Here is a 26,768-nt window from a genome sequence, read left to right as displayed (position 1 = left end):
ATTTATAGTCTTATAAACGCATAGGCATAACAACGTACATTGCTTCTTCATCGCCTGCACCTTCAATTAATGCACTGCTGTTTGAGTCGGCTAATGTAAATAGTACGTCTTCTGTTTTTAATGTGTTTAGTACGTCTAATACGTAAGACACGTTAAACCCTATTTCTAGGTCAGCACCTTCGTAACTTACTTCAACAACTTCTTCAGCTTGTTCTTGCTCTGGGTTGTTGGCCGTAATTTTTAATAAACCATTTGACAAGTTTAAGCGTACGCCACGAAACTTTTCATTAGATAAAATAGACACTCGTTGGAACGCATTACGTAACCATTCTCGGTTAGCTGTAATTACTTTGTCGCCACCACGGGGTAATACACGACGGTAATCGGGAAAACGCCCATCAACCAGTTTACTTGTAAATGTAAACTCAATATCAATAATACGGATATGGTTAGCACCAAACTGAATTGTTACCAATTCATCGTCAGCTACCATAAGGCGCATAATTTCTTGCACACCCTTGCGAGGTATAATTAATTGACGTTGTGTATTAAGCGATTGCGTTAATTGCTTTTGCGCTATAGCTAAACGGTGACCATCTGTTGCTACTGTTTTTATGTCGGTATTATCTACTTCAAACGACATACCATTTAAGTAATAACGTACGTCTTGATTTGCCATCGAAAAATGCGTGCTTTCGAGTAACTTACGAAGCTCTAAACGAGTTAGTTGAAATTCAACCTCTCCGTCCCACTCTTCTAAATTAGGAAAATCATCAGCCGATAAAGTCGTTAATGAAAAACGGCTTTTACCACTGGTTAAAAGTAATTGATGCTCTTGCAAGCTTAAAGTAATGTCTGAACCATCTGGTAGACTTTTACAAATATCGAGTAACTTTTTAGCGGGTAACGTTAGTTTTGTATCGGCAATATCATCACCTACAAATACGCCAGAAACTAATTCAATTTCAAGGTCAGTACCCGTCATTGAAAGTTGTCCGTTTTCTACCACTAACAAAACGTTAGATAAAATTGGCAACGTGTGTTTGCGCTCTATTGCGCCCGACACTTGCACCAATGGCTTTAAAAATTGTTGTCTTGATATTGTTATTTGCATAATAAAGTCAGCCCTAAGATGACAATGTTCTTATTAAGTTTTGGTAATCTTCTTTAATTTCGTGGCTTTCGTCACGTAGTGATTTTATCTTACGACATGCATGTAATACGGTCGTATGATCGCGTCCACCAAATGCGTCACCAATCTCAGGTAAGCTGTGATTAGTTAATTCTTTAGATAATGCCATAGCTACTTGGCGCGGCCTCGCTATAGAGCGACTGCGGCGCTTAGATAACAGGTCTGATATACGAATTCGATAGTACTCAGCAACAGTTCGCTGAATATTGTCTATGGTAACCAGTTTATCTTGCAAGGCAAGTAAATCGCGTAGCGCTTCTTTTACAAAATCGATTGAAATAGGACGACCGGTAAAGTTCGCATTAGCGATTACACGGTTAAGTGCACCCTCTAGTTCACGAACATTTGAGCGTAATTTTTTGGCAATAAAAAAAGCAACTTCGTGTGGTAAGTTAATCTTACTTTGCTGGGCTTTTTTCATTAAAATAGCAACGCGTGTTTCAAGCTCTGGTGGCTCAATCGCAATTGTTAATCCCCAACCAAAACGTGATTTTAGCCTGTCTTCAACGCCTTCAATCTCTTTAGGGTAACGGTCAGAGGTTAAAATAATTTGTTGGTTGCCTTCAAGCAATGCATTAAAGGTATGAAAAAATTCTTCTTGTGAACGCTCTTTGTTAGCAAAAAATTGAATATCATCAATCATTAATGCATCAACACTACGGTAATAACGCTTAAATTCTTCTATCGCATTATTTTGAAGTGCCTTTACCATGTCTTGAACAAAGCGTTCTGAATGCATGTAAACAATTTTAGCATCTGGCTTATTTGCCATAATGCCATTACCTACTGCATGTAATAAGTGAGTTTTACCTAAACCAGTACCACCGTATATAAATACAGGGTTAAAAGCAGAGCCAGGATTGTCGGCAACCTGTGTGGCCGCAGCTTTTGCTAATTGGTTTGATTTACCTTCAACAAAGCTATCAAAAGTATAGTTTTCTTTAATGTTAGATTTGTAACCTGACTTAGGTGCAGGTTCAACAACTGGCTTTTGCTCGCGAGGCTGTTGTTTTGCTGAAGCGTGTGCACTTGGTGCCGATTGAGTTTCTATAACCGGTGCAGCTTGTGCATTTAATAAAGGTTTACTACCTACATCAAAACGTAGTTTTGGTGCTTCAACACCACAAATCTCTACTAGTAATTCGTTAATTCTATTTAGGTACTTTTCTCTCACCCAATCAAGCACAAAGCGATTAGGTGCATAAATCGTCAAGGTATCTTCGGTACTTTCTGCTTGTAGCGGTCTTACCCACATACTGAATTGCTGCGAAGGCAGCTCATCTTGCAATACATATAAACAACTTTGCCAAACCGACAGATACACAGTTAAACTCCCAGAGATATAATTTTTATTCCCGCACATCATTAATGATTATAAATCATACATTTATTGCGTTCAAATGGTCCAATAAGCGACCCAAGACCGCGTATTATGAAGACACTTTATCCACAAGTAAAAGATTGATTTTTATAAAATTGTTGATATCGATGTATAAAATCATTAACAAGCTGATTTAAAACAGTTTTTATTTTAGATCCTGAGAGGAGATCATAACAAAATAACACCAAGATCGCGAACCAAATTTACGATCCAATTTACTTTTCCCCCGCTTTTATTCACTTTTTATACAGGGGCTGTGGAAAACTTCTTATTTATGATGATCCTAACAGATCGCCTTATATGATCTCTTATATAGTAGTAGGTGGGTTATATACCCTTAACGTAATTATGATTGACTTTACATTACTTACTCTATAATATCTCGCGCTCGCAATGGCACCTATGCCAGGATCGCGACCTGTATAGGATGTTTTAACTTTAACCGATCGGATGAGATTGTTATGAAAAGAACTTTTCAACCTAGCGTTTTAAAACGCAAACGTGCACACGGCTTCCGTGCTCGCATGGCAACTGTAAATGGCCGTAAAGTATTAGCACGTCGCCGCGCTAAAGGCCGCAAAGTTCTTTCTGCTTAATTTATAAGTGGAAGACTTTAGCTTTGGCAGGGAGTTACGTCTGTTAACTCCCTCGCATTACTCTCGCATATTTAATGAACCCGCTCGGGCTGCAACTCCTTTCTTTACTCTATTAGCTAAACCAAATGACCAAGAAAAACCTCGGTTAGGTCTTACTGTTGCTAAAAAACGTGTAAAAAAGGCATGCCAACGAAACCGTATTAAACGTCTCGCTCGCGAAAGTTTTCGTTTAAATCAACACAGCATCGATAATATTGATATTGTGCTTATGGTTAAAAATGGTATTGATGAGCAGTCTAATGAAGAAATAACCAAACAACTTACTAAATTATGGCGAAAAATTAACGAACGCTGTAAACCAGGTGCACCTAAACCGCCACCTTTTAAGAAACGCCCAAACAAATCAGCTAAATCTAACAAACAAACCTAATTGCAATAGAATTGCAGGGTTAATTAATGTATCTTTAGCTCACCTTTTAATCATGCATTTAAATTTTCTAATTGAGTCTTTAAATACATGATATCTATCTCACTAAACTTAAGTAGGGGCATAAACATCATGAGGTTACTTAAACCACTTGTTGCTTTACCAACTTTTTGTTTAGTGTTATTTATCCGCGGTTATCAAAAGTGGATTAGCCCGCTGTTAGGTCCGCATTGTCGTTTTAATCCAACCTGTTCTAGTTATGCTATTCAAGCAATTAAATTGCATGGATCGGTAAAAGGTAGTTGGTTAGCTTTAAAACGCATATTAAAATGCCATCCTTTACATTCAGGCGGAGACGACCCCGTTCCTGAAAAATTAACCCATATTAACCACCAACACGAGAAATAAGAGCTGTTATGGAATCGCAACGCACGTTTTTATTAATTGGCCTAATGCTAGTGTCGTTTTTATTGTTCCAAGAATGGGATAATGATTACAACAAGCCTAAAGTCGATCCAAGTGCCACAACACAAACACTACAAGCAAATTCACCAGAGTCGGATGATTATATTCCTTCATCGTCAGATTCAGAGTTCCCTGCTTCAGCAACTTTAGCTAAGCGTTCAGTTATTGAAATTACAACTGACGTCTTTAAAGTTAAAATTGACACCAAAGGCGGTGACATTGTTGAAACAGACCTTCTTCAATACGAAGAGACAAAAGGCAGTGACACGCCTTATATGCTTCTTGGTCAGCTTGATGGTGGCAAACAATACTTTTCACAAAGTGGCTTAATTGGTTTAAATGGCCCTGACGGATCAGCTAATGGTCGCCCTACTTATAGTACCGAACAAAAATCATATACCTTAACGGGTGATGAGCTTCGCGTTCCACTTCAGTTTACTGATAGTAATGGTGTTAGTTTTACTAAAACGTATGTATTCAAAAAAGGTCAGTATGACGTAGGCCTAGAATACAAAATTAACAACACTACCAGCGCACCTCTTCAAGTACAGCTATACACGCAAATTAAGCGTACCGTACAAGAAAAAGGTAGCATGGTTGATCAAAACTATTTAGGTGCTGCATACGGTACTGATGAAGAAAAATACGAAAAGTATAGTTTTTCAGATATGGCTGATAAAAACCTAAATAAAAGCACACAAGGTGGTTACGTTGCCTTTATTCAACATTACTTTGTAAGTGCTTGGGTTCCAATGCAGGATCAATCAAATACACTTTATAGCTTAATTACAAAAAGTAATGCCGCTATTATTGGTGCTAAAGATCCCGCTGTAAATATTCAAGCTGGTAGTGAGCAAATACTAACTGCTACCTATTATATGGGCCCGAAAGAGTCAGATATTCTTGAAGCGATTCACCCAGACCTAGACCTAACCGTAGATTACGGTTGGTTATTTTTTATCTCGCAACCTTTATTTGTATTGCTAAAATGGCTACACAGCATTTTAGGTAACTGGGGTGTAGCAATTATTGCCATCACTATTATCGTTAAATCGTTAATGTATCCACTTACTAAAGCGCAATACACTTCAATGGCAAAAATGCGTGCCCTACAGCCTAAAATGGCAGCCCTTAAAGAAAAGTTTGGTGATGACCGTCAAAAGTTCGGCCAAGCAACTATGGAAATGTACAAAAAAGAAAAAGTTAACCCAATGGGTGGCTGTTTCCCTATTTTGCTACAAATGCCAATTTTCTTAGCCTTGTTCTACGTATTCTTAGAGTCTACTGAACTTCGCCATGCTGAATTCATTTTTTGGTTAACTGACCTTTCTGCGAAAGACCCGTACTACGTATTGCCAATATTATTTGGTGCGAGTATGTTTGTGACGCAAAAGCTACAACCTATGACGGTTACTGATCCAATGCAGCAAAAAATGATGACCTTTATGCCGGTTATCTTCTCTGTATTCTTCTTATGGTTCCCATCTGGTTTAGTTCTTTACTGGTTAGTGTCTAACCTTATTTCTATTGTCCAGATGTTAATCATCTACCGTGGCATGGAAAAGAAAGGAATTAAAGTAAGAGGCTAACTAAGCTCCTACTTATATAAAGGCGACTTCGGTCGCCTTTTTTATTGCCTGTTTTTCACCACAGCTATTCGCTACAAATAAATCGATAGGTTACAATACGGGCATAAAGTTACTCATCGTTGGCAAATTAATAGCATGATCAATCAAGATACAATTGCAGCACAAGCAACAGCACCTGGACGTGGTGGTGTTGGTATTATTCGCGTTTCAGGTAGCCTTGCTAAAAGTGTCGCCGAAAAAGTAGTAGGTAAAATACCTAAAGTTCGCTACGCCGATTATGTGCCATTTAAAAGCCTTGCTGGCGAGCAACTTGATCAAGGTATTGCCATTTACTTTGCAGGTCCTAACTCATTTACTGGTGAAGACGTACTTGAATTACAAGGCCACGGCGGTCCTGTAGTACTGGATATGTTACTTAAAGAAATTAGTAAAATAGAGGGCGTTCGTTTAGCAAAGCCTGGTGAGTTTTCTGAGCGCGCATTTATGAATGACAAGCTTGATTTAACACAAGCAGAAGCCATCGCCGACTTAATTAATGCCACTAGCGAGCAAGCCGCTAAAAGCGCCCTACAGTCTCTCCAAGGTGAGTTTTCTAAGCACATAGAAACACTCGTAGAAAAAGTAATTCACTTACGCATGTATGTAGAAGCGGCAATAGATTTTCCTGATGAAGAAATTGATTTTTTATCAGATGGTAAAGTGTCAGGCGACTTAGACGCGATTATTACTCAGCTTAACACTGTAACCAACCAAGCCAAGCAAGGCAGTATCATGCGCGAAGGTATGCGTGTTGTTATTGCAGGTCGCCCTAATGCGGGTAAATCAAGCCTGCTTAACGCTCTAGCCGGTCGTGAAGCCGCAATCGTAACAGAAATAGCCGGTACCACTCGCGACGTACTACGAGAGCATATACATATAGATGGTATGCCACTGCATATTATAGATACAGCAGGCCTACGCGAAAGCCCTGACCGCGTAGAACAAATAGGTATTGAGCGTGCATGGGATGAAATAAACCAAGCCGACCGCGTTTTATTTATGCTTGATGGCACTGATACTATAGATACTGACCCGCACAAAATTTGGCCTGAATTTATGGCAAAATTACCAGAAGGTATGGGGGTTACGGTCATCAGAAATAAAGCTGATTTATCGGGCGACATAGTCGGAATGGAGCAAGAGCAACAATACCCGGTCATCAGCTTAAGTGCTAAAAATGCTGACGATATTGAACTTGTTCGCGAGCATTTAAAGGCTTGTATAGGTTTTCAAGGCGCAACAGAAGGTGGCTTTATGGCGCGCCGTCGTCATTTGGATGCACTAGAAAGTGCTGCGTATCATTTAGAAACGGGTAAAACACAGTTAGAAATGCACATTGCTGGTGAAATACTCGCTGAAGAACTGCGTTTAACACAGCAGTATTTGAATGAAATAACCGGTGAATTTACCTCAGACGACTTACTTGGCAAAATATTTAGCTCGTTTTGTATTGGTAAATAAACACCCTATTACAGATATATTTTTATTATAAGAGCACTTAGGTGCTCTTTTTTTATGTAAAATATTCTGCTGTAAAATATGTATTTATACACCTGATGTCTGCAAATTACTGCCAATAAAATCATATCCAAAACTATCTTTATTACGTGCTAAGAGAGGTCTGATTATATAGAGTAGACAATACTGAGAGTGCTTATTGAGGAATTAATAGCACAAATCACACCTATTATTAAGGTTAAAATCGATACATTTTTAAACAACCGCACGCTTTAATAGCGTTATATGTCATACAAAAAGTAGTTATAAATGGCTTCCTTATACTTACTTTAGCGCACAAAAATGCACTAAAACACACCTGATACACGCAATAAATGATGCTATTCGCTCAATTAAAGAGCTAAAAAACACTGATTAGTACTCTAAAAAGCTTACTTTTGACAACATATAATTTGATAATCACTGTGATTTTTAAATAAAATAACTCAACTGCTAAGTATTCAAAACTTTTGATCTGCTAACTCCACCAGCAAAATTAATAAAAATAGCAGCTCTTAATTCGCATAAAATTAAAAATACCGAGATCACTTATCCACAATACCTAATTTTCAGCTCAAATAAATACCAAAACTAGGTAAATCAGTCGCAAAAACCTCATGATCAATTGTAATTTATCTATTTATGAACTTATTTTTAATTAATTTCATTAGATCTGCTTTATTAGATCATTTTAAAAAATTATTTTCGATCTAAATTTAAGGTTATCAACAGGCTTTATATCCACATTATGATCAACATGTATTTTTAATTGAGATATTTACAATTTAATTTTTTACTGACAAGTAATATCAATAACTTAGCGAATATAAAACAAACTAAAAAAACAGTTTAAGCAGAGCTTTCCCCACTGTTATCAACAACTTGATCAGAAGATTACATTTAAAGATAATTTGTTAAACACTATATTATCAACAACTTAAATAAACAATTTTGAATGAGTGTAAAATTACCGCAAAAATAGTTATACAAAAAAGCACTCTTAACTTTACTGTTATCCTCACTCAGTTATCATAGGCGGCAATTATAACCAATGTGATCACTAATATTCATGAGTTCAGTAAATCTTATTGTCGGCAGCCAAATGGGATCAGCCGAGTATGTTGCAGAGCAATTAAGCGACGCGCTTAATAACCTTGGTATTACTACGCAACTACATGATCAACCTGAATTTAGCGATATTGATCAGCAAAATACCATTTGGTTAATCTGCACATCAACTTATGGTGCAGGTGATTACCCTGAAAATCTTATTAGTTTTGTTGAAGATGTAACTCAAGCAGATGATTTATCTGAATTAAAATATTCAGTAATCGCTTTAGGCGACACTAGTTATGATACTTATAACCTAGCAGGACGTAATATAGATGCCTTATTAACTCAAAAAGGCGCTATAAAAGTAGCAGAACGTTTAGAGCTTAATATTCTCGATGAAGCACTACCAGAAGACACTGCATTAACATGGTTAGACTCTTGGATAGCTCAAACAGGCATAAAATAGATAGATCAAGTAAAAAGTTATATATAAAGTTACCCACAATTTACTAATAATTTAATAGGTTTTGTGGATAAAGATTGAATAAACTGCGTTTTAAAGCATGCTTATCCATTGGATAAGATCCAACTGATTCAACCCTGTGCATAAAGTGCCTTTTTGATCAGAGCTTATTTGCTGGATGATCCGATCATATTAACACCTTTAGATCTGATCTAATTTCATGTTTTAAATGAAGATCTAAACCTTATCAACAGAAAAGTCGATCAGTAGTAGTAATAGTAATAAAAGATCTCTTTAAAAGATCCTTTATATTATTAGAGATCACATACTTAGATCTTGCCCTTTGTTTAATCATTTATCTTCTGCCAATTTCTAGGTAGAATACGCTCCCTTTTGAAGTTTACCGGTTTGATTTAAGTAGGATCCCATTAATGATTTTTCACGAAAATTTTGACGTTATCGTAGTAGGTGGTGGACATGCTGGCACTGAAGCCGCATTAGCAGCTGCCCGTATGGGGATGAATACCCTGCTACTGACTCACAATATGGATACCCTTGGTCAAATGTCTTGCAACCCAGCAATTGGTGGGATTGGCAAAGGTCATTTGGTAAAAGAGATCGACGCGCTTGGTGGTGCAATGGCACAGGCCATTGATAAAGGCGGGATCCAATTTCGTACACTAAATTCTTCAAAAGGACCTGCTGTTCGTGCTACTCGAGCACAAGCAGATCGTGCTTTGTACAAAGCGGCTATTCAAACAACATTACAAAACCAAGATAACCTTAAGATTTTTCAACAATCATGTGATGATCTTATTGTTGAAAACGATCGTGTTACTGGCGTAGTAACTCAAATGGGTTTACGTTTTAGTGCACCAAGTGTTGTTTTAACCGTGGGTACTTTTTTAGGCGGCTTAATTCATATTGGTTTAGAAAATTATAAAGGCGGTCGTGCAGGCGATCCTCCTTCAATCGCTTTAGCTGATCGCTTACGTGAACATCCATTTAGAGTTGATCGTTTAAAAACAGGTACACCTCCACGTATTGATGCACGTACTGTTGATTTTACAAAAATGGAAGCACAGCCAGGTGATACACCAACTCCTGTGTTTTCGTTTATGGGTAAACAATCAGATCACCCACAACAGATACCGTGTTACATAACTTACACAAACGAAAAAACACACGATGTTATTCGTAAAAACTTACATCGCTCACCTATGTACTCAGGTGTTATTGAAGGTATTGGTCCACGATACTGCCCTTCAATTGAAGATAAAATTGTTCGTTTTGCAGATAAAGATAAACATCAAATATTTGTTGAGCCTGAAGGTTTAACATCATACGAATTATACCCAAATGGTATTTCGACTAGTTTACCGTTTGATGTACAACTTGAAATTGTGCAATCGATTACAGGTTTTGAAAATGCACATATTTGTCGACCTGGTTACGCAATTGAATATGATTACTTTGATCCACGTGATTTAAAACAATCTTTAGAAACTAAATTTATTGAAGGTTTATTTTTTGCGGGTCAAATTAACGGTACTACCGGCTATGAAGAAGCGGGTGCACAAGGCTTAATTGCAGGTATGAATGCTGCACTAAAAGTACAAGGCAAAGATTCTTGGACACCACGTCGTGATGAAGCTTACGTTGGTGTATTAATCGACGACTTAGCAACACTGGGTACAAAAGAACCATACCGCATGTTTACCAGTCGTGCCGAATACCGTTTATTACTTCGTGAAGATAATGCTGATATTCGTTTAACTGAAAAAGGCCGTGAACTAGGTTTAGTTAATGACGAACGCTGGCAGGCATTTAACGAAAAAATGGAAGTAATCGAAAAAGAGAAGCAACGCATTAAAGATACGTGGATTCATAAAGATCACGCCGTTGTAGATCAAGTAAATGCATTACTGAAAACACCGCTTACACGTGAAGCAAGTTTAGAAGAATTACTTCGTCGCCCAGAGATTCGTTATAACGATCTTATGGCTATAGAAGGATTAGGATCTGAATTTACAAACAAAGCGGCACTTGAACAAGTTGAGATCCATACTAAGTACGCAGGTTATATTGCGCGTCAACAAGATGAGATCAACAAACAGCTTCGTCATGAGCAAACAATTTTACCAAAAGAGTTTGATTATAAAACCGTATCAGGTTTGTCAAATGAGGTAGTTGCCAAGCTTATTGAGTCGCGTCCTGACACTATTGGTCAAGCATCGCGTATTTCTGGTATCACCCCAGCGGCGATTTCGCTATTATTAGTGTATCTGAAGAAGCAAGGCTTATTACGCAAATCCGCGTAACGGTAAGGGTACATAGTGTTACAGCAACAATTAACTACATTGTTAGCGCAAACTGATATTGCGCTAACAGAAAAACAACAGCAACAGCTAGTTCGTTACGTCGAGTTATTGAATAAGTGGAATAAGGCTTATAACTTAACCTCAGTACGCTTACCTGAAGAAATGATGATTAAGCATATTATGGATAGCTTAGTTGTTGCGCCTCACTTACCCGGTCATCATTATATTGATGTTGGAACGGGTCCTGGATTACCGGGTATCGTATTAGCAATTGCATTACCTAATACACATTTTGTGTTATTAGATAGCTTAGGTAAACGTGTACGATTTTTAATGCATGTTAAACATGAGCTTGGTCTTGATAATGTAACCCCGGTTCAGTCAAGAGTTGAAGAATATCAACCAAGTGTTAAATTAGACGGCGTACTAAGTCGTGCTTTTGCTTCATTACAAGATATGATTGACTGGTGTTCGCACTTAATCGATCATTCGGGTAAATTTATAGCACTTAAAGGCGTGTTCCCTAGCGAAGAGCTAGAGTCACTACCTGCAGGCGTTAAGTTTGAGCAAAAAATTGCATTAGAAGTACCTAATTTAGATGCACAACGACATTTAATTATTCTTTCTAAAGACTAGGGATCAGAGACACCGTGGCAAAAGTCATCGCATTAGCAAATCAAAAAGGTGGTGTGGGTAAAACTACAACCGCTGTTAACCTCGCTGCGTCTATGGCTGCAACGAAACGTAAAGTGCTGTTAATTGATCTCGATCCGCAAGGTAATGCGACTATGGGTAGTGGCGTAGATAAATATGGCGACGTGCCAACTATTTACGACCTACTTATTGAAGATAAACCTATAGAAGACGTTATCATTAAAGAAACGTCTGGTGAATACCATATGATTGCTGCAAACGGTGATGTAACCGCTGCAGAAGTTAAATTGATGGAATTATTTGCCCGTGAAGTGCGTTTACGTAATGCACTTGAAAAAATTCAGGACCAGTACGAATTTATTTTTATCGACTGTCCACCCTCTCTAAATATGTTAACTGTTAATGCAATGGCCGCAGCTGATTCTATTTTAGTGCCAATGCAGTGTGAGTATTATGCACTTGAAGGGTTAACCGCATTAATGGATACGATTACGCAGCTTGCTAAGTTAGTGAATCCTAGCTTACAAATTGAAGGCATACTTCGTACTATGTACGACCCGCGTAACCGTTTGGCAAATGATGTATCAGAACAATTAAAACAACATTTTGGCGATAAAGTATACCGTACGGTGATCCCGCGTAATGTTCGTTTAGCTGAAGCACCTAGTTTTGGTACTCCTGCTATGTACTATGACCGGGCATCAAGTGGCGCTAAAGCATATTTAGCACTCGCTGGTGAAATGTTACGCAGAAAAGAAAAAACAGCGTCCGTTGTCGCCTAACTTTGAGGTAAAAAAATAACATGTCTGCTAAAAAACGAGGTTTAGGCCGAGGACTCGATGCACTTTTAAGTTCGTCAAAGCCTGCACCGAGCGCAAGCAAGGAACAAGACACATCAAACGTGACTGACGCTGTGCAAAATGCCGCGGCTAATAATAGTGAATTACAAAAACTTCCAATAGAGTTTTTACACTCTGGTAAATACCAACCTCGTAAAGACATGTCTGAAGAGGCGCTAGAAGAGCTTGCTAGTTCTATTCGCTCACAAGGTATTATTCAACCCATTGTTGTGCGCCCTATTGCACACAATAGCTTTGAAATTATTGCTGGTGAGCGTCGTTGGCGCGCAGCGCAAATAGCTAAGCTTGAAACAGTACCTTGTATTATTAAAGATGTACCTGATGAAGCTGCCGTTGCGATTGCACTGATAGAAAATATTCAGCGTGAAGATTTAAATGCCATGGAAGAAGCAGTTGCACTTAATCGTTTACTAATAGAATTTGAATTAACACATCAGCAAGTAGCAGATGCGGTGGGTAAATCACGTACGACTGTAACTAACTTATTGCGTTTAAATAACTTAAATAGTGATGTAAAAATTCTGTTAGAACATGGCGATATTGAAATGGGCCATGCTCGTTGCCTGTTAGCCCTTGAAGGTGAAGCGCAGTCAGATGCTGCTCGTTTAGCTGTAGCTAAAGCATTAACAGTTCGAGAAACTGAAAAGCTCGTACGCTCAATTTTAGAACCTTTACCTGCTAAAGAAATAACCGAAAAAGATCCAGATGTTAAGCAGTTAGAACAACAACTCGCTGAAAATCTAGGTGCTAAAGTAGAGATTAACTACAATAAAAAAGGCAAAGGTAAACTGGTTATTTCGTATACTAACCTAGATGAACTTGACGGCATTTTAAATCGTATCAATCACGACAATACCCACCATTAGTTTTCTACATGTCTAAAAAGGGACATTTGTAGCTATTTCGTGTTACAAAGCATCTACTCAAGTTGCAAAACTGGCAGGATTAAGTATAATTTCGCCAGTTTTCACACCCTAACAATTAGAACGCAATAAAGGTTAACTAAACGTGACTGATAAGTTAGCGAGTCCATATCGACTTGCCGTATTAAAGTTAATTTGCCTTCAGGGTGTTGTAGCATTAGTTGCTGCTGTAATTATTTTTTTTAGTTCGGGAGTCAATGCCTCGCTTTCATCACTCGCTGGTGGAACTGTAGCAGTACTTCCGCACTTTGTATTTGCACTTTATGCATTCAGATATATGGGTGCAAGTCGAGCAAATCAAGCGTATGCCTCGTTGAAACGCGGCAACGGATTAAAGTTTATGCTAACAATTGTATTGTTTGCGCTAGTACTGAAGCATTTTCCGGTAATTTTATTACCCTTTTTTAGTACTTATATACTGGCGCTCTTTACTGGATTGTTCGCACCCGTTTTTTTTAAACATTAACTTTTGGGATATAACATGGCAGCAGAAGAAGTTACTCTATCTGGCCATATCCAGCACCATTTGACCAATGCTAAGATGTGTTCGACCGATACAGGTCTCGCCTTCAATAAAGCATGTACGGACAGTGGATTCTGGACATGGCATATAGATACCCTTGCATGGTCTATCGGTTTAGGTCTTATATTTTTATGGATCTTTCGTAGTGCCGCTAAAAAATCAACACTAGGTGTACCTGGAAAATTTCAGTGTTTTATTGAAATAATCGTAGAATTTGTTGGTGACAACGTACGCGATACTTTCCATGGTAAAAGCAAGCTTATTGCACCATTAGCCTTAACGATTTTCGTTTGGGTGTTCTTAATGAACTTAATGGATTTAATACCAGTTGATTTCCTTCCAGCATTTGCAGGTTTCGTTGGTGAGACTGCATTTGGTATGGATTCACACGATGTGTACATGAAAATTGTACCAACGACTGACATTAATATGACTTCAGCGCTAGCGCTGGGTGTATTTATACTAATGGTTGGCTTTTCAATCAAAATAAAAGGTATTGGCGGGTTTATTAAAGAGTTAACGCTTCATCCGTTCAGCTCAAATAACATGTTTGTTCAAATTATTTTGATACCATTTAACTTATTACTTGAACTGATTGCACTCGTTTCTAAACCGTTTTCATTAGCACTACGTTTGTTTGGTAACTTATATGCTGGTGAGTTGATTTTCATCTTGATCGGCGCTATCGGTTTTATGCAACTACCGTTGCACTTTGTTTGGGCTGTATTCCATATTCTAGTTATTACATTACAAGCATTCTTATTCATGATGCTTACGATTGTATACCTAAGCATGGCAAGTTCAGATAATCACTAATTTTTAGATTTACAATTTTACTTTTACTTTTAACTTTACAATTGAAACTTTGGAGAAATAAATGGAAGCTTTAGAATTATTAACAGGCTTAAAATACATCGCAGTAGCTTTACTAATCGGTTTTGGTGCAATCGGCACAGCAATCGGTTTTGGTAACATGGGCGGTAAATTCCTTGAAGCATGTGCGCGTCAACCTGAGCTTGCACCTTCGCTACAAGTTAAGATGTTTATTCTTGCTGGTCTAATCGATGCTGTAGCAATGATTGGTGTTGGTATCGCTATGGTATTGTTGTTCGTACTTTAATTTTATTCTTTGAACAGCTTACTATTTAAGGAGGAGCGGTTGTGAATTTAAACGCCACTCTTATCGGTGAATTGATTGCGTTTACGGTGTTCGTATTATTTTGTATGAAATACGTATGGCCACCACTAAACGGTGCAATTGAAGCTCGCCAGAAAAAAATCGAAGATGGTTTAGCTGCCTCTGATAGAGCCGAAAAAGACTTAGAACTTGCGCAAAAGAAAGCTGCTGAACAGCTTAAAGATGCAAAAGCTCAAGCGGCTGATATCATTGATCAAGCTAAAAAGCGTGCAGTGCTAATTGTTGACGAAGAAACACTTCGTGGTCAACAAGAGCGTGAAAGTATCATTGCTCAAGGGCACTCTGAAGTTGAGTCTGAACGTAATCGCATAACAGAAGAACTACGTAAGCAAGTAGCAACTCTGGCAGTGATTGGCGCAGAACGTATTTTAGAGCGTGAAATTAATCAAGCCGCACATAGTGACATCGTTGAAAAACTTGTCGCTGAGCTGTAATTAGGAGGGTATGAGCATGTCTAATTTGACTACTATCGCTCGCCCATACGCTAAAGCGGCTTTTGAACTTGCCGTTGAGAAAGGCACTCTAGAAAGCTGGAATGATATGTTGTTCTTTGCAGGCCATGTAGCCAGCAATGAGCAAGCATCGTCTGTTTTAGCGAGTATGCCTACAGCTACTGCACAAGCTGAATTATTTATTCAACTTTGTGCTGAGCAGCTCAACGAACAAGGTCAGAACCTAGTTAAGGTGATGGCTGAAAATGGACGTTTGACAGCTCTACCTGAAGTTGCACAGTTATTTGCTGAATTTAAAGCAGAATACGATAAAGAAATCGAAGTAGATGTGATTTCTGCAACTCCTCTTGTTGCTGCGCAACAAGAGTCATTGGTAGCGGCACTTGAAAAACGTTTCGCACGCAAAGTTAAGCTGAATTGTAGTGAAGACGCGTCAGTGGTTGGTGGACTTATTATTAGGTCTGGCGACACTGTAATCGACGGTACTATTCGCGGTAAATTAAACCGCTTAGCTACAACACTACAATCGTAATTGGGAAAAAGAGCATGCAACTTAATTCCACTGAAATTTCAGATCTGATCAAACAACGTATTGAGAAGTTCGAAGTTGTAAGTGAAGCTCGTAACGAAGGTACTATTGTATCTGTTACTGACGGTATCATCCGCATCCACGGTCTTGCTGACTGTATGCAAGGTGAAATGATTGAGCTTCCTGGCAGCCGTTATGCTATCGCACTAAACCTTGAGCGCGACTCAATTGGTGCAGTAGTAATGGGTCCGTACGCTGACCTTACTGAAGGCGTAAAAGTATATACAACTGGTCGTATTTTAGAAGTTCCTGTTGGTCCTGGTTTACTTGGTCGTGTTGTAAACACACTAGGTGCTCCAATCGATGGTAAAGGCGCTCTAGATAACGACGGGTTTGAACCTGTAGAAAAAATTGCACCAGGTGTAATCGAGCGTAAATCTGTAGATGAGCCAGTTCAAACTGGTTATAAATCTATTGATGCGATGATTCCAGTTGGTCGTGGTCAACGTGAACTTATCATTGGTGATCGCCAAACAGGTAAAACTGCACTAGCAATCGATGCAATCATCAATCAAAAAGACACAGGCGTTAAGTGTGTGTACGTTGCGATTGGTCAAAAAGCATCTACTATTGCAAACGTAGTTCGTAAATTAGAAGAGCATGGTGCACTAGCAAATACTATCGTAGTTGTTGCATCTGCTTCTGAATCTGCGGCACTTCAGTACTTAGCACCGTTCGCGGGCTGTACTATGGGTGAATACTTCCGTGACCGTGGTGAAAACGCATTAATCGTATATGATGATTTGTCTAAGCAAGCAGTTGCTTACCGTCAAATTTCATTACTACTTAAGCGTCCACCAGGCCGTGAAGCATACCCAGGTGACGTATTCTACCTTCACTCTCGTCTTTTAGAGCGTGCATCGCGTGTAAACGCAGATTACGTTGAAAAGTTCACTAATGGTGAAGTGAAAGGTAAAACTGGTTCATTGACGGCATTGCCAATCATTGAAACTCAAGGCGGCGACGTTTCTGCGTTCGTACCGACTAACGTTATCTCTATCACCGATGGTCAGATCTTCTTAGAAACTGACTTATTCAACTCAGGTATCCGTCCGGCAGTAAATGCTGGTATCTCGGTATCGCGTGTTGGTGGTGCTGCACAAACTAAAATCGTTAAGAAACTAGGTGGCGGTATCCGTCTAGCCCTAGCTCAGTACCGTGAATTAGCTGCGTTTTCGCAGTTCGCGTCTGACCTTGATGATGCAACTCGTGCTCAACTTGAGCATGGTGAGCGTGTAACAGAGCTAATGAAGCAGAAACAGTACGCGCCAATGTCTGTTGCTGATATGTCTTTGTCGTTATTTGCTGCTGAAAAAGGCTTCCTTCAAGACATCGAAATCGCGAAAATCGGTGACTTTGAAGCAGCTTTACTTTCGTATGCAAATAGCACATACGCAGTGCTTGTGGCTCAAATCAATGAAACTGGTAACTTGAATGCCGAGATCGAAGCGCAGCTTAAAGAACTTCTAACGAAGTTCAAGTCTACGCAAACTTGGTAATTTAGTTATTAATGGTGCGCTTTAGGAAACTAAAGCACACCTTGATTCGGAGAGAGAGTCATGGCCAGCGGAAAAGAGATTAAAAGCAAGATCGGGAGTATTAAAAATACTCAAAAGATCACTAGCGCAATGGAAATGGTTGCTGCGTCTAAAATGAAAAGGGCGCAAGAACGCGTTGCTTCAAGCCGTCCATACGCTGACAAATTACGTGAAGTAATTGGTCGTGTTGCTCAAGCAAATCTTGATTTTACTCACCCGTTCTTAAAAGATCGTGAAGTGAAACGAGTTGGTTATATTGTTATCTCTACAGACCGTGGTCTGTGTGGCGGTCTAAACTCAAACGAGTTTAAGAAAGTTGCACTTGATGTTAAAGCGTGGAAAGAAAAAGGTGTTGATGCTGAATTTGCTACTTTAGGTAGTAAAGCAGCTGGCTTCTTTCAACGTTTTGGTGGTCAACTACTCGCTAAAAAAGCGGGCCTAGGAGATAAACCTTCAGTACAAGACGTTATTGGTCCTGTAAAAGTTATGCTTGATGCATTTTCTGAAGGCAAAATAGACCGTTTATTCTTGGTATATAACAAATTCGTTAATACCATGAGGCAAGAGCCAATTATAGATCAGTTACTCCCTTTGCCAAAAGCTGAAGAAGAAGTATCTGCTCACACATGGGATTACTTATACGAGCCAAATCCAGAGGCTATTTTAGAGTCTTTGTTAGTACGCTTTATTGAGTCTCAAGCATACCAAGGTGTGGTAGAAAATGCTGCCTCTGAACAGGCTGCTCGTATGGTTGCAATGAAAGCTGCAACTGATAACGCAGGTGACCTTATGGACGAGCTACAGCTTGTTTATAACAAGGCTCGCCAAGCAGCAATCACACAAGAAATTAGTGAGATTTGTTCTGGCTCAGCAGCAGTTTAATGCTTCGGGTAAAGATTAACGAGAGGAATAGACATGAGTTTAGGTAAGGTCGTCCAAATTATCGGCGCCGTTGTGGATATTGAATTTCCACAAGATAGCGTGCCAGCGGTATACCACGCACTAAGAGTAACAGATGGCGATTTAGCTGGTTTGACTCTAGAAGTTCAACAACAGCTAGGTGGCGGTGTAGTGCGTACTATCGCTATGGGTACTACTGATGGTTTACGTCGTAGTGCTTTAGTTATGAATACAGGTGAATCGATTCAAGTTCCAGTTGGTAAAGCAACACTTGGTCGTATCATGAACGTACTTGGTGAGCCAATCGATGAAGCGGGTCCAATCGGCGAAGAAGACCGTATGTCTATTCACCGTGCAGCACCTTCATACGAAGAGCAATCAAGTTCAGTTGAACTTTTAGAAACTGGTATCAAGGTTATCGACCTTGTATGTCCGTTTGCTAAAGGTGGTAAAGTTGGTTTATTCGGTGGTGCCGGTGTTGGTAAAACTGTAAACATGATGGAACTTATCCGTAACATCGCAATCGAGCACAGCGGCTACTCAGTATTCGCAGGTGTTGGTGAGCGTACACGTGAGGGTAACGATTTCTACCATGAGATGAACGATTCAAACGTACTTGATAAAGTATCGCTTGTATACGGTCAGATGAACGAGCCTCCTGGTAACCGTTTACGCGTAGCGTTAACTGGTCTTACTATGGCTGAAAAGTTCCGTGATGAAGGTCGCGATGTACTTTTCTTCGTAGATAACATCTACCGTTATACTCTTGCTGGTACAGAAGTATCTGCACTACTTGGTCGTATGCCATCAGCGGTAGGTTACCAGCCTACACTTGCTGAAGAAATGGGTGTGCTTCAAGAGCGTATCGCTTCTACTAAGACGGGTTCAATTACATCAATCCAAGCGGTATACGTACCTGCGGATGATTTAACGGATCCATCTCCAGCAACTACCTTTGCTCACTTAGACGCAACAGTAGTACTTTCACGTGATATCGCGTCACTTGGTATCTACCCAGCGGTAGACCCACTTGATTCATCTTCACGTCAACTTGACCCACAAGTAATTGGTCAAGAGCACTACGATACAGCACGTGGCGTTCAAACAGTTCTTCAGCGTTATAAAGAACTTAAAGACATCATTGCAATCCTAGGTATGGACGAGCTTTCTGACGAAGATAAGCAACTTGTATCTCGTGCACGTAAAATCCAACGTTTCCTATCTCAGCCATTCTTCGTGGCAGAGGTGTTTACAGGCGCGTCTGGTAAGTACGTATCACTAAAAGATACAATTTCTGGCTTTAAAGGCATCTTAAACGGTGAATTTGATGATATGCCAGAGCAAGCGTTCTACATGGTTGGCTCTATCGAAGAAGCTCAAGAAAAAGCCAAAGGCATGTAACTAGGAGGGTAGTATGACAGCTATGACTGTACATCTTGACGTAGTAAGCGCTGAGCAGAGTTTGTTCTCTGGTCTTGTTGAATCGATTCAAGTATCTGGTAGTGAAGGCGAGCTGGGTGTAAACCTAGGCCATGCTCCACTACTAACTGCCCTTAAACCTGGTATGGTACGTTTAGTTAAGCAATTTGGTCACGAAGATGTGATATATGTTGCTGGCGGTACATTAGAAGTTCAACCAAATCACATCACGATTCTTGCAGATACTGCGGTTCGTGGTGAAGATTTAGATGAAGATTCTGTACAAAAAGCTAAACGTGAAGCTGAAGAACATATGGCGAATTCGTCAGCTGTTGAGTTTGATTATCAGCAAGCGGCTACGCGACTGGCAGAAGCAGTTGCTCAGTTACGCGTAATTCAGCAATTACGTCACAAGTAAGCCTATCCGGTTTGTAAAAAGCCCACTTTAAGTGGGCTTTTTTGTGCCTGTTACTTTTGTATTTACACTAAATACCTTAGTCCGATTATTATCTACACTTTTACACTTATATCCTGCCGGAATACTCGCTACAATAACGCCATTCAATTAAGTGTGTTTTCAGTCAAGATTCAGTACTAATAAACTAACCTACTGAGTATCTGCACAAGAAGTGATTTACGTAATCTTCTGATCGAACATAAGACTTATTTAGCTAAAACAACGAAAAAAGGAAATTGTTTTAATGGCTCTAACAACTATTATTCTTGCTGCGGGTAAAGGTACTCGTATGCGCTCTGCTTTACCTAAAGTTTTGCACAAAGTTGCAGGTAAACCAATGGTGCAGCACGTTATTGATAATACGATGGCATTAGGTGCAACGACTACAAACCTAGTTTACGGACACGGCGGCGAACTATTACAACAACAACTCGCCGATAACAATGTAAATTGGGTACTTCAAGCTGAACAACTTGGTACTGGCCACGCAGTAGCGCAAGCCAACTCTCATGTTAATGATGAAGACACGGTATTAATTTTATACGGTGATGTACCACTAACAAAGCAATCAACACTAGAGCGTTTATTAGCCGCAACACCTAAAAATGGTTTAGCTGTATTAACGGTAAATTTGGTAAACCCAAATGGCTATGGTCGAATGCTTCGTGCCGGTGGTAAGTTAGTTGGTATTGTTGAGCAAAAAGATTCAAGCCCAGAGCAGTTACTTATTAACGAAGTAAATACAGGCATTATGGCTGTTAACGGTAAGCTATTAAAAACATGGTTAGGTAACTTATCTAACAATAATGCACAAGGCGAGTACTACTTAACAGATATCGTTGCAATGGCTCACAGTGAAGGCGTAGAAATCACTTCAGCTCAGCCAGACCATGCAATGGAAGTTGAGGGCGCAAATAACCGCGTACAACTTGCAGGCTTAGAGCGCGCTTACCAAGCATGGCAAGCAGAAGAGTTAATGTTAAATGGCGCAACACTTGCTGACCCTGCGCGTATTGATGTGCGAGGAACAGTTACCACCGGTGAAGATGTACTTATCGACGTAAACGTTATTTTTGAAGGCACGGTCACGCTTGGTAATAATGTACAAATAGGTCCTAACTGTGTCCTTAAAAATTGTAGTATTGGTGATAACGTTATTATTAAAGCTAATACACTGATTGAAGATGCCACAGTTGCAGATAAGTGTACGCTTGGTCCTTATGCTCGCCTTCGCCCAGGCGCTGTAATGGAAGAAGACTCACACATTGGTAACTTTGTTGAGATGAAAAAAACCCGTCTAGGTAAAGGCTCTAAAGCCAACCACTTAAGTTATTTAGGTGATGCTGAAATTGGCGAAAAAGTGAATATTGGCGCTGGCACTATTACCTGTAACTACGATGGTGTTAACAAAGCAAAAACTATTATTGGCGATAATGCCTTTATTGGTTCTAATTCATCACTCGTTGCCCCAGTAAATATAGGCGCAACTGCAACAATTGGTGCAGGCTCTGTGATCACCAGTACCGTTGAAGATGACCAATTAGCAATTGCACGCTCTAAACAGCGTAATTTAACTGGTTGGAAACGCCCAGTTAAAAAATGACAATAGAGGCTACTTAGGTAGCCTTTTTTATTTTAGTTGAAGTTTAAATTGCTCTTTATAGCGTCTAGACAAGTTAAGTACTTTACCTGTAGTTAATTTTATTTCACTGTCGCCACTGGGTAGTGGTGTAATAGACTCCACTTTATCGAGTTTTACGCCATGGCTGCGGTGAATTCTACAAAACCCCTGCACTTCAAGTTGTTTACTTAATGCTGTAAGCGTTGCCCTTAACGGATATATACGTGAGCCTATATGTAGGTTTACATAATTACCCGACGATTCAAGCCAATCAACATCCTCTATTTTTATAATGAATTCTTTTCCGAGCTTTTTAACTAATAGGCGGTTTATGGTCGATGTTGTTTGCTGCTCACTTTCTTCAATTGAAGAGGCTTCACCTAGTAACTGCTGCACCACATATTGATATACTTTGATAAGTACGATGAAAAACACAAAGCTTATAGCGTCTTTCTGGTATTCATAAATAAGCTCAAACCAGCTAAGTCCAAAGTTGTAAGACCTATCATTCAACAAATATATGAATTTACGAACCCCTACCATAATACCAACGTGTAACACGCTAAATATAATAGAGGCACCAAAGTACATACCTAATGAGGCCGTAATATTTTGCCAATTAAAAGATAAGTGTCTTAAAAACCAAATTAAAATAGGGAATATAAGCAAAGTACTCAAGGCACTTGAATACTCCCAAACAAATGGCTCCCACATTAAAAAAGTTAAAGCCCCTTCTCTTTGGGCTTCCATTATTTGGGTTGTAGCGTTTACTGTATTATTAATTAATACGTAAGCACACAGTAATACTGATGCGTAAATGCTTTGAAAACGTTGAAAGTGCTGAAGGTTCATAAATGTATGCTTATTGCTGACGTGGCACGCTTATCCCTGTATACCACCTTTTATCACTATTGCTTGTAATATAAGCACTTATAGATAGTTTTAGCGAGAGCTTTAGGTATGAATAACGCATAACATACATAAAGTAGTAAAAGCATGAGCACTCAAGTACAACAACCTTCATTAGTTAATTCGCGTAAATATTATCTTGATTGGCTTAGGGTAATCGCATTTGCGTCGCTAATTTTTTATCACATTGGCATGTTGTATAGCGAAAACTGGGGATTTCATTTTAAAAGTAATTATACATCACAGTATGTTGAATATTTAATGTTGGTGTTTTCACCTTGGCGCATGTTGCTCATTTGGTTTATTTCGGGCGTAGCACTGCGTTTTATGATTGATAAAGTAAGCAGCTTTAAATCTTGGTTACATTTCACCTTATACCGTTCTATTTTTTTACTATTACCCTTGCTGGTGGGACTATGGCTAATAGTGCCTTTACAGCTGTTTGCAGAAATGTCACAGCACGGTGTTATTGATATTAGCTATTGGCAATTTTATTTAGCTTTTATAGAGACAAACAATACGCTTTTTATTAATTATCAGTCTGGAGTGTGGCCGAATGTGGATGTAAATCACTTATGGTATTTGCGCTCGTTGTGGCAATTTATGCTGATCATTATCGTTTTAACTCTTTTTGCACGCTTGCCTTTTCTTACGCCTTTAAAAACATTTGTTAAAGGGGATATGTCATTTGGGCTTTTAATTACCTTGCTCACTATTGCCGTACTATTTACAAGCCATTACTTAACTGGCGATTCAATCAGAGAGACTAACGGCTTAATACTGCTACTCGCAGGATACATACTTGCCAAAAACACTTACTTTTGGAACTGCTTAAATAAAAACTTGGTATTACTAGCTTTGAGTTTTGCGGTTTTGTTTGTACTTATAATATTAAGTTATCAGAAGGTGTTTACTCTTCCTCATTTTATTTTAAGCGCTAGCTACAATATTCAACGTGTTGTAGGTGTATTTTTTGTACTCGCGTTCGCTCACCGATTTTTAAATTTTAATACTTACTATTTAAAACAGCTCAATGTATGGGTGTTTCCCTTTTATTTATTGCATCAAAGCATTTTGATTATTTTGTGTTTTTTACTACAGCCTTTAAGTTTAGGGCCTGTTGCTGAACCATTCATCATTATTACAGGGACTTGGTTTTTTTGTGGTGCTTTTACATGGGGTATAACACGTATTGATGTATTTAGACCTTTGCTAGGAGTTGCAATTAAAAGAGAGTATTCCTCGAGTGTAAAAATTATTGGCTATACGGCCGCTTTAATTTTAATAACTCCGCTAGCGTATAAGCTAATTACTTAGAGTAAGAGGCTGTATTAAAAATGCCATAATCTTGTCATACCTGTGTGTTGATATTTAGCAAATACAATACTAAGGAAAATCACATGTTTAAAAAATCAATTATTGCGCTGTCACTTATATCTGTTCTTACTGGTTGCTCACTTGATGGTGACGATGGTCAAAACGGTTCTCAAGGATTACAGGGAGAACAGGGCACACCTGGAACTAATGGGTTAAATGGTATAAATGCCAATTCAGCATTAAATATTAACCTTGTGGGAAGAGGTGTATTAAATGCACAAAGCCCAGAAGGTGCAGCTGAAATAGTTGCATATCAAGCATCTAAAAAATGGATTTACGCTATTAACAGTTCAGGTGATGACGCTGTTGTTAATATTTTACCCGCCGACACCTTTGATACTGCCGCACTCGTTAAAGATAACGAAGGGGTTATAAACGGCACAAATTTAACATCCGTTATTACGTTGCCTTTAAACGAGTTCACCCAAGGCGATGCGAACAGCATTGCTATTGATGAAAATAACAATCTACTTGCAGTGGCAATGGCTGCTGAAAGCACGGGTGATACAGGTCAAATTGCTTTTTACGATATAAGCGGCGACTCACCTGTATTTATTAAAAATGTTACAGTCGGATTTTTACCAGACATGGTGACGTTCACCCATGATGGCGCAAAGGCAGTGGTTGCTAACGAAGGTGAACCAAGTGGCGACTACAGCGTAGATCCTGAAGGTTCTATTAGTATTATCGATATAACAAATAATGTAATAGCCGATACAGCAATAAATATTGATTTTAAAGCCTATAACAACAAACAAACCGAACTAGAAGCGCAAGGGGTAGTTTTTGCAAACCCAAATGGTCGTACTATTAACGGTAATCTAATAAATACCACCGTAGCTATGGATTTAGAGCCCGAGTACGTTAGCATTTCTAAAGATAACAAATATGCTTATGTATCTATTCAAGAAAACAATGCACTTGCAATAGTTAACCTACAAGACAACAGTCTTGAGCTAAAGGGCTTAGGCTTTAAAGATTGGTCAAGCTTACAACTTGATGCCTCAGATAAAGACGGCGGCGTGAATTTTAAATCATACCCAGGGCTCTATGGTATGTACCAGCCCGATACTATTTCAAGCTTTAGTTGGAAAGGCGCTAACTTTATAGTCACTGCCAACGAAGGTGACGCAAGAGAATACTTTTTTGATACAGCTGATGAAGCAGACTGTATAGCAAAGGGCGGGCTTGATTACGATAAAGACGATGGCTGCTTAGCTTATATAGATGAAAGCCGCGTTGAAGACTTAACGCTTGCTGCTAATTTTGATTACTTAAATAATGACGATGATGATATTGGTCGCTTAAAAGTAACAACAATAAAAGGCGATACTAATAACGACGGACAATACGAATCGCTTTACGGCTATGGCGCACGTTCTTTTACTATTTGGGATAGCAATGGGCTGGTGGTTTTTGATTCAGGTGACGATATAGCACGTATAACAGCATCTGTGCATGGTGAATCATTTAACAATAATGAAGATGAAAACAAAGGTGACTCACGTTCAGATGATAAAGGCGCAGAGCCTGAAGCGCTGACTATTGGTAAAATTGACGATCGTACATTTGCTTTTGTTGGATTAGAACGTATGGGCGGTATTATGGCTTACGACATTACTAATCCATACAATGTGCAATTTGAAGACTACTTCTATAATAGAGGCTTAATTAAAGGAGCGAATATGACAGGCGATTTGGCACCTGAAGGAATGGCATTCGTTTCAGCAGAGCAAAGTGCAACAGGAAATCCACTCTTAATTGTTGGAAATGAAATATCAGGTTCTATTGCCGTATGGGAAATAGCATCTAAATAAATCTTTAATTTTAAATAAAGCTGTGTGTTGTTTGTTTAACATACAGCTTAGTTTAAACCTTACTAATACATCATCAATTGATACATAAATTATGAGTGTTTTTTAAACTAAAAGTATCCTGCAGCCCTTTATTTGTATAGCTTTCATACTAAATTCATTTAATTGTCAAAAAGCTGAAATAAAACATTGACCCCCGCTCGAATCTCCCTATAATGCGACCCCACTGAGACGGGAAACGCCAACGCATAGCGAGGCACGAACAACTCAGGGTGTTAAGTAAAACTTAGTTTGAATCTTTTTATAAAATTTAAATTTAAGTGTTGACAAAAAAATAGGAAAGCGTAATATGCTCAGCCCTAGCGAGATAAAGTTTAACTTTATAATCGCAACGTTCTTTAACAATATAAAGCAATCATCTGTGTGGGCACTCGTACAGATTGAGTTCTAACAGCCAACCTACTTAGGTAGCGAGGCAAACAAATTAGAGTCTCAATTGAAAACTGAGTGA

General features: G+C 39.0%; 25 protein-coding genes. 22 read left to right on the top strand and 3 right to left on the bottom strand.

Going from position 1 to position 26,768, the window contains the following annotated elements; translation table 11 throughout:
• Positions 1-10: 10 nt before the first annotated feature.
• The gene (dnaN, locus tag I6E70_RS17700) at positions 11-1,114 is read right to left on the bottom strand and encodes a DNA polymerase III subunit beta (protein WP_010555149.1); all 1,104 of its coding nucleotides are present in this window, start codon (positions 1,112-1,114) and stop codon (positions 11-13) included.
• Between the two features lie 13 nt (positions 1,115-1,127).
• On the bottom strand, positions 1,128-2,516 hold the full coding sequence (dnaA, locus tag I6E70_RS17695; protein ID WP_010555148.1) for a chromosomal replication initiator protein DnaA: 1,389 nt from the start codon (positions 2,514-2,516) through the stop codon (positions 1,128-1,130).
• 518 nt (positions 2,517-3,034) lie between these two features.
• Between dnaA and rpmH the strand changes: the two genes are divergently transcribed.
• From rpmH to glmU, 20 genes are all read left to right on the top strand, one after another.
• Positions 3,035-3,169 carry a 50S ribosomal protein L34 gene (rpmH, locus tag I6E70_RS17690; RefSeq protein WP_004335215.1) on the top strand — a complete coding sequence of 45 codons (135 nt, stop codon included), beginning with the start codon at positions 3,035-3,037 and terminating at the stop codon, positions 3,167-3,169.
• 7 nt (positions 3,170-3,176) lie between these two features.
• Positions 3,177-3,599 carry a ribonuclease P protein component gene (gene rnpA, locus I6E70_RS17685; protein WP_007584204.1) on the top strand — a complete coding sequence of 141 codons (423 nt, stop codon included), beginning with the start codon at positions 3,177-3,179 and terminating at the stop codon, positions 3,597-3,599.
• Between the two features lie 129 nt (positions 3,600-3,728).
• The gene (yidD, locus tag I6E70_RS17680) at positions 3,729-4,004 is read left to right on the top strand and encodes a membrane protein insertion efficiency factor YidD (protein WP_008138026.1); all 276 of its coding nucleotides are present in this window, start codon (positions 3,729-3,731) and stop codon (positions 4,002-4,004) included.
• Between the two features lie 8 nt (positions 4,005-4,012).
• Positions 4,013-5,650, top strand: a complete 1,638-nt coding sequence (gene yidC, locus I6E70_RS17675; RefSeq protein WP_007584207.1) for a membrane protein insertase YidC — start codon at positions 4,013-4,015, stop codon at positions 5,648-5,650.
• Between the two features lie 135 nt (positions 5,651-5,785).
• The gene (mnmE, locus tag I6E70_RS17670; RefSeq protein WP_197189304.1) at positions 5,786-7,150 is read left to right on the top strand and encodes a tRNA uridine-5-carboxymethylaminomethyl(34) synthesis GTPase MnmE; all 1,365 of its coding nucleotides are present in this window, start codon (positions 5,786-5,788) and stop codon (positions 7,148-7,150) included.
• Between the two features lie 1,105 nt (positions 7,151-8,255).
• On the top strand, positions 8,256-8,705 hold the full coding sequence (gene mioC, locus I6E70_RS17665; protein WP_024591277.1) for an FMN-binding protein MioC: 450 nt from the start codon (positions 8,256-8,258) through the stop codon (positions 8,703-8,705).
• A gap of 428 nt (positions 8,706-9,133) precedes the next feature.
• Entirely contained in the window at positions 9,134-11,023 is a 1,890-nt protein-coding gene (gene mnmG, locus I6E70_RS17660) for a tRNA uridine-5-carboxymethylaminomethyl(34) synthesis enzyme MnmG (protein ID WP_007585991.1), read from the top strand.
• Between the two features lie 15 nt (positions 11,024-11,038).
• Positions 11,039-11,659 (top strand): 16S rRNA (guanine(527)-N(7))-methyltransferase RsmG, encoded by a 621-nt coding sequence (rsmG, locus tag I6E70_RS17655; protein WP_197189303.1) that lies wholly within the window; start codon positions 11,039-11,041, stop codon positions 11,657-11,659.
• A gap of 14 nt (positions 11,660-11,673) precedes the next feature.
• The gene (locus I6E70_RS17650; RefSeq protein WP_004335235.1) at positions 11,674-12,459 is read left to right on the top strand and encodes a ParA family protein; all 786 of its coding nucleotides are present in this window, start codon (positions 11,674-11,676) and stop codon (positions 12,457-12,459) included.
• A 20-nt stretch (positions 12,460-12,479) separates the two neighbouring features.
• Positions 12,480-13,403, top strand: coding sequence for a ParB/RepB/Spo0J family partition protein (locus tag I6E70_RS17645; RefSeq protein ID WP_007585985.1), 924 nt, complete (start codon positions 12,480-12,482; stop codon positions 13,401-13,403).
• 142 nt (positions 13,404-13,545) lie between these two features.
• A complete protein-coding gene (locus I6E70_RS17640; protein ID WP_197118497.1) occupies positions 13,546-13,926 on the top strand; it encodes an ATP synthase subunit I in 381 nt (126 codons plus the stop codon).
• Between the two features lie 15 nt (positions 13,927-13,941).
• Positions 13,942-14,799: a F0F1 ATP synthase subunit A gene (gene atpB / locus I6E70_RS17635; RefSeq protein WP_004335244.1), complete on the top strand. Its 858-nt coding sequence runs from the start codon at positions 13,942-13,944 to the stop codon at positions 14,797-14,799.
• A 61-nt stretch (positions 14,800-14,860) separates the two neighbouring features.
• Complete coding sequence (atpE, locus tag I6E70_RS17630) at positions 14,861-15,103, top strand: F0F1 ATP synthase subunit C (protein WP_007585980.1); 243 nt, start codon at positions 14,861-14,863, stop codon at positions 15,101-15,103.
• 41 nt (positions 15,104-15,144) lie between these two features.
• Positions 15,145-15,615 (top strand): F0F1 ATP synthase subunit B, encoded by a 471-nt coding sequence (gene atpF, locus I6E70_RS17625; protein ID WP_004335264.1) that lies wholly within the window; start codon positions 15,145-15,147, stop codon positions 15,613-15,615.
• Between the two features lie 16 nt (positions 15,616-15,631).
• Positions 15,632-16,165 (top strand): F0F1 ATP synthase subunit delta, encoded by a 534-nt coding sequence (atpH, locus tag I6E70_RS17620; protein WP_007585978.1) that lies wholly within the window; start codon positions 15,632-15,634, stop codon positions 16,163-16,165.
• 14 nt (positions 16,166-16,179) lie between these two features.
• Positions 16,180-17,721, top strand: a complete 1,542-nt coding sequence (atpA, locus tag I6E70_RS17615; RefSeq protein WP_197189302.1) for a F0F1 ATP synthase subunit alpha — start codon at positions 16,180-16,182, stop codon at positions 17,719-17,721.
• A gap of 60 nt (positions 17,722-17,781) precedes the next feature.
• Positions 17,782-18,642 carry a F0F1 ATP synthase subunit gamma gene (atpG, locus tag I6E70_RS17610; RefSeq protein WP_007585974.1) on the top strand — a complete coding sequence of 287 codons (861 nt, stop codon included), beginning with the start codon at positions 17,782-17,784 and terminating at the stop codon, positions 18,640-18,642.
• Between the two features lie 33 nt (positions 18,643-18,675).
• On the top strand, positions 18,676-20,061 hold the full coding sequence (gene atpD / locus I6E70_RS17605; protein ID WP_007585971.1) for a F0F1 ATP synthase subunit beta: 1,386 nt from the start codon (positions 18,676-18,678) through the stop codon (positions 20,059-20,061).
• A gap of 13 nt (positions 20,062-20,074) precedes the next feature.
• Entirely contained in the window at positions 20,075-20,497 is a 423-nt protein-coding gene (locus tag I6E70_RS17600) for a F0F1 ATP synthase subunit epsilon (protein ID WP_007377666.1), read from the top strand.
• A 283-nt stretch (positions 20,498-20,780) separates the two neighbouring features.
• Positions 20,781-22,139, top strand: a complete 1,359-nt coding sequence (gene glmU / locus I6E70_RS17595; RefSeq protein ID WP_197189301.1) for a bifunctional UDP-N-acetylglucosamine diphosphorylase/glucosamine-1-phosphate N-acetyltransferase GlmU — start codon at positions 20,781-20,783, stop codon at positions 22,137-22,139.
• 27 nt (positions 22,140-22,166) lie between these two features.
• Here glmU and I6E70_RS17590 read toward each other — a convergent pair whose 3' ends face one another.
• The gene (locus I6E70_RS17590) at positions 22,167-23,009 is read right to left on the bottom strand and encodes a LytR/AlgR family response regulator transcription factor (RefSeq protein WP_101163104.1); all 843 of its coding nucleotides are present in this window, start codon (positions 23,007-23,009) and stop codon (positions 22,167-22,169) included.
• Positions 23,010-23,153: 144 nt separating this feature from the next.
• Here I6E70_RS17590 and I6E70_RS17585 point away from each other — a divergent pair, with 144 nt between their 5' ends.
• Positions 23,154-24,383, top strand: a complete 1,230-nt coding sequence (locus I6E70_RS17585; protein WP_197189300.1) for an acyltransferase family protein — start codon at positions 23,154-23,156, stop codon at positions 24,381-24,383.
• An 83-nt stretch (positions 24,384-24,466) separates the two neighbouring features.
• Positions 24,467-26,260 carry a choice-of-anchor I family protein gene (locus I6E70_RS17580; protein ID WP_197189299.1) on the top strand — a complete coding sequence of 598 codons (1,794 nt, stop codon included), beginning with the start codon at positions 24,467-24,469 and terminating at the stop codon, positions 26,258-26,260.
• Positions 26,261-26,768 lie beyond the last annotated feature (508 nt).

The sequence above is a fragment of the Pseudoalteromonas sp. NGC95 genome (assembly GCF_015864705.1).
GTDB classification, from domain to species: Bacteria; Pseudomonadota; Gammaproteobacteria; order Enterobacterales; family Alteromonadaceae; genus Pseudoalteromonas; species Pseudoalteromonas arctica.
Note: the sequence above shows the minus strand (reverse complement) of the source record. Positions and strands in the feature narration are given on the sequence as shown.

Excerpts from the sequence above, each read along its gene's own strand:
- atpG (WP_007585974.1), top strand. The coding sequence starts at position 17,782 with ATGGCCAGCGGAAAAGAGATTAAAAGCAAGATCGGGAGTATTAAAAAT.
- glmU (WP_197189301.1), top strand. The coding sequence starts at position 20,781 with ATGGCTCTAACAACTATTATTCTTGCTGCGGGTAAAGGTACTCGTATG.
- I6E70_RS17580 (WP_197189299.1), top strand. The coding sequence starts at position 24,467 with ATGTTTAAAAAATCAATTATTGCGCTGTCACTTATATCTGTTCTTACT.
- yidD (WP_008138026.1), top strand. The coding sequence starts at position 3,729 with ATGAGGTTACTTAAACCACTTGTTGCTTTACCAACTTTTTGTTTAGTG.
- atpA (WP_197189302.1), top strand. The coding sequence starts at position 16,180 with ATGCAACTTAATTCCACTGAAATTTCAGATCTGATCAAACAACGTATT.
- atpE (WP_007585980.1), top strand. The coding sequence starts at position 14,861 with ATGGAAGCTTTAGAATTATTAACAGGCTTAAAATACATCGCAGTAGCT.
- I6E70_RS17590 (WP_101163104.1), bottom strand. The coding sequence starts at position 23,009 with ATGAACCTTCAGCACTTTCAACGTTTTCAAAGCATTTACGCATCAGTA.
- I6E70_RS17600 (WP_007377666.1), top strand. The coding sequence starts at position 20,075 with ATGACAGCTATGACTGTACATCTTGACGTAGTAAGCGCTGAGCAGAGT.
- rpmH (WP_004335215.1), top strand. The coding sequence starts at position 3,035 with ATGAAAAGAACTTTTCAACCTAGCGTTTTAAAACGCAAACGTGCACAC.
- yidC (WP_007584207.1), top strand. The coding sequence starts at position 4,013 with ATGGAATCGCAACGCACGTTTTTATTAATTGGCCTAATGCTAGTGTCG.
- atpB (WP_004335244.1), top strand. The coding sequence starts at position 13,942 with ATGGCAGCAGAAGAAGTTACTCTATCTGGCCATATCCAGCACCATTTG.
- I6E70_RS17645 (WP_007585985.1), top strand. The coding sequence starts at position 12,480 with ATGTCTGCTAAAAAACGAGGTTTAGGCCGAGGACTCGATGCACTTTTA.
- atpD (WP_007585971.1), top strand. The coding sequence starts at position 18,676 with ATGAGTTTAGGTAAGGTCGTCCAAATTATCGGCGCCGTTGTGGATATT.
- mnmE (WP_197189304.1), top strand. The coding sequence starts at position 5,786 with ATGATCAATCAAGATACAATTGCAGCACAAGCAACAGCACCTGGACGT.
- I6E70_RS17585 (WP_197189300.1), top strand. The coding sequence starts at position 23,154 with ATGAGCACTCAAGTACAACAACCTTCATTAGTTAATTCGCGTAAATAT.
- mioC (WP_024591277.1), top strand. The coding sequence starts at position 8,256 with ATGAGTTCAGTAAATCTTATTGTCGGCAGCCAAATGGGATCAGCCGAG.
- dnaN (WP_010555149.1), bottom strand. The coding sequence starts at position 1,114 with ATGCAAATAACAATATCAAGACAACAATTTTTAAAGCCATTGGTGCAA.
- mnmG (WP_007585991.1), top strand. The coding sequence starts at position 9,134 with ATGATTTTTCACGAAAATTTTGACGTTATCGTAGTAGGTGGTGGACAT.
- atpH (WP_007585978.1), top strand. The coding sequence starts at position 15,632 with ATGTCTAATTTGACTACTATCGCTCGCCCATACGCTAAAGCGGCTTTT.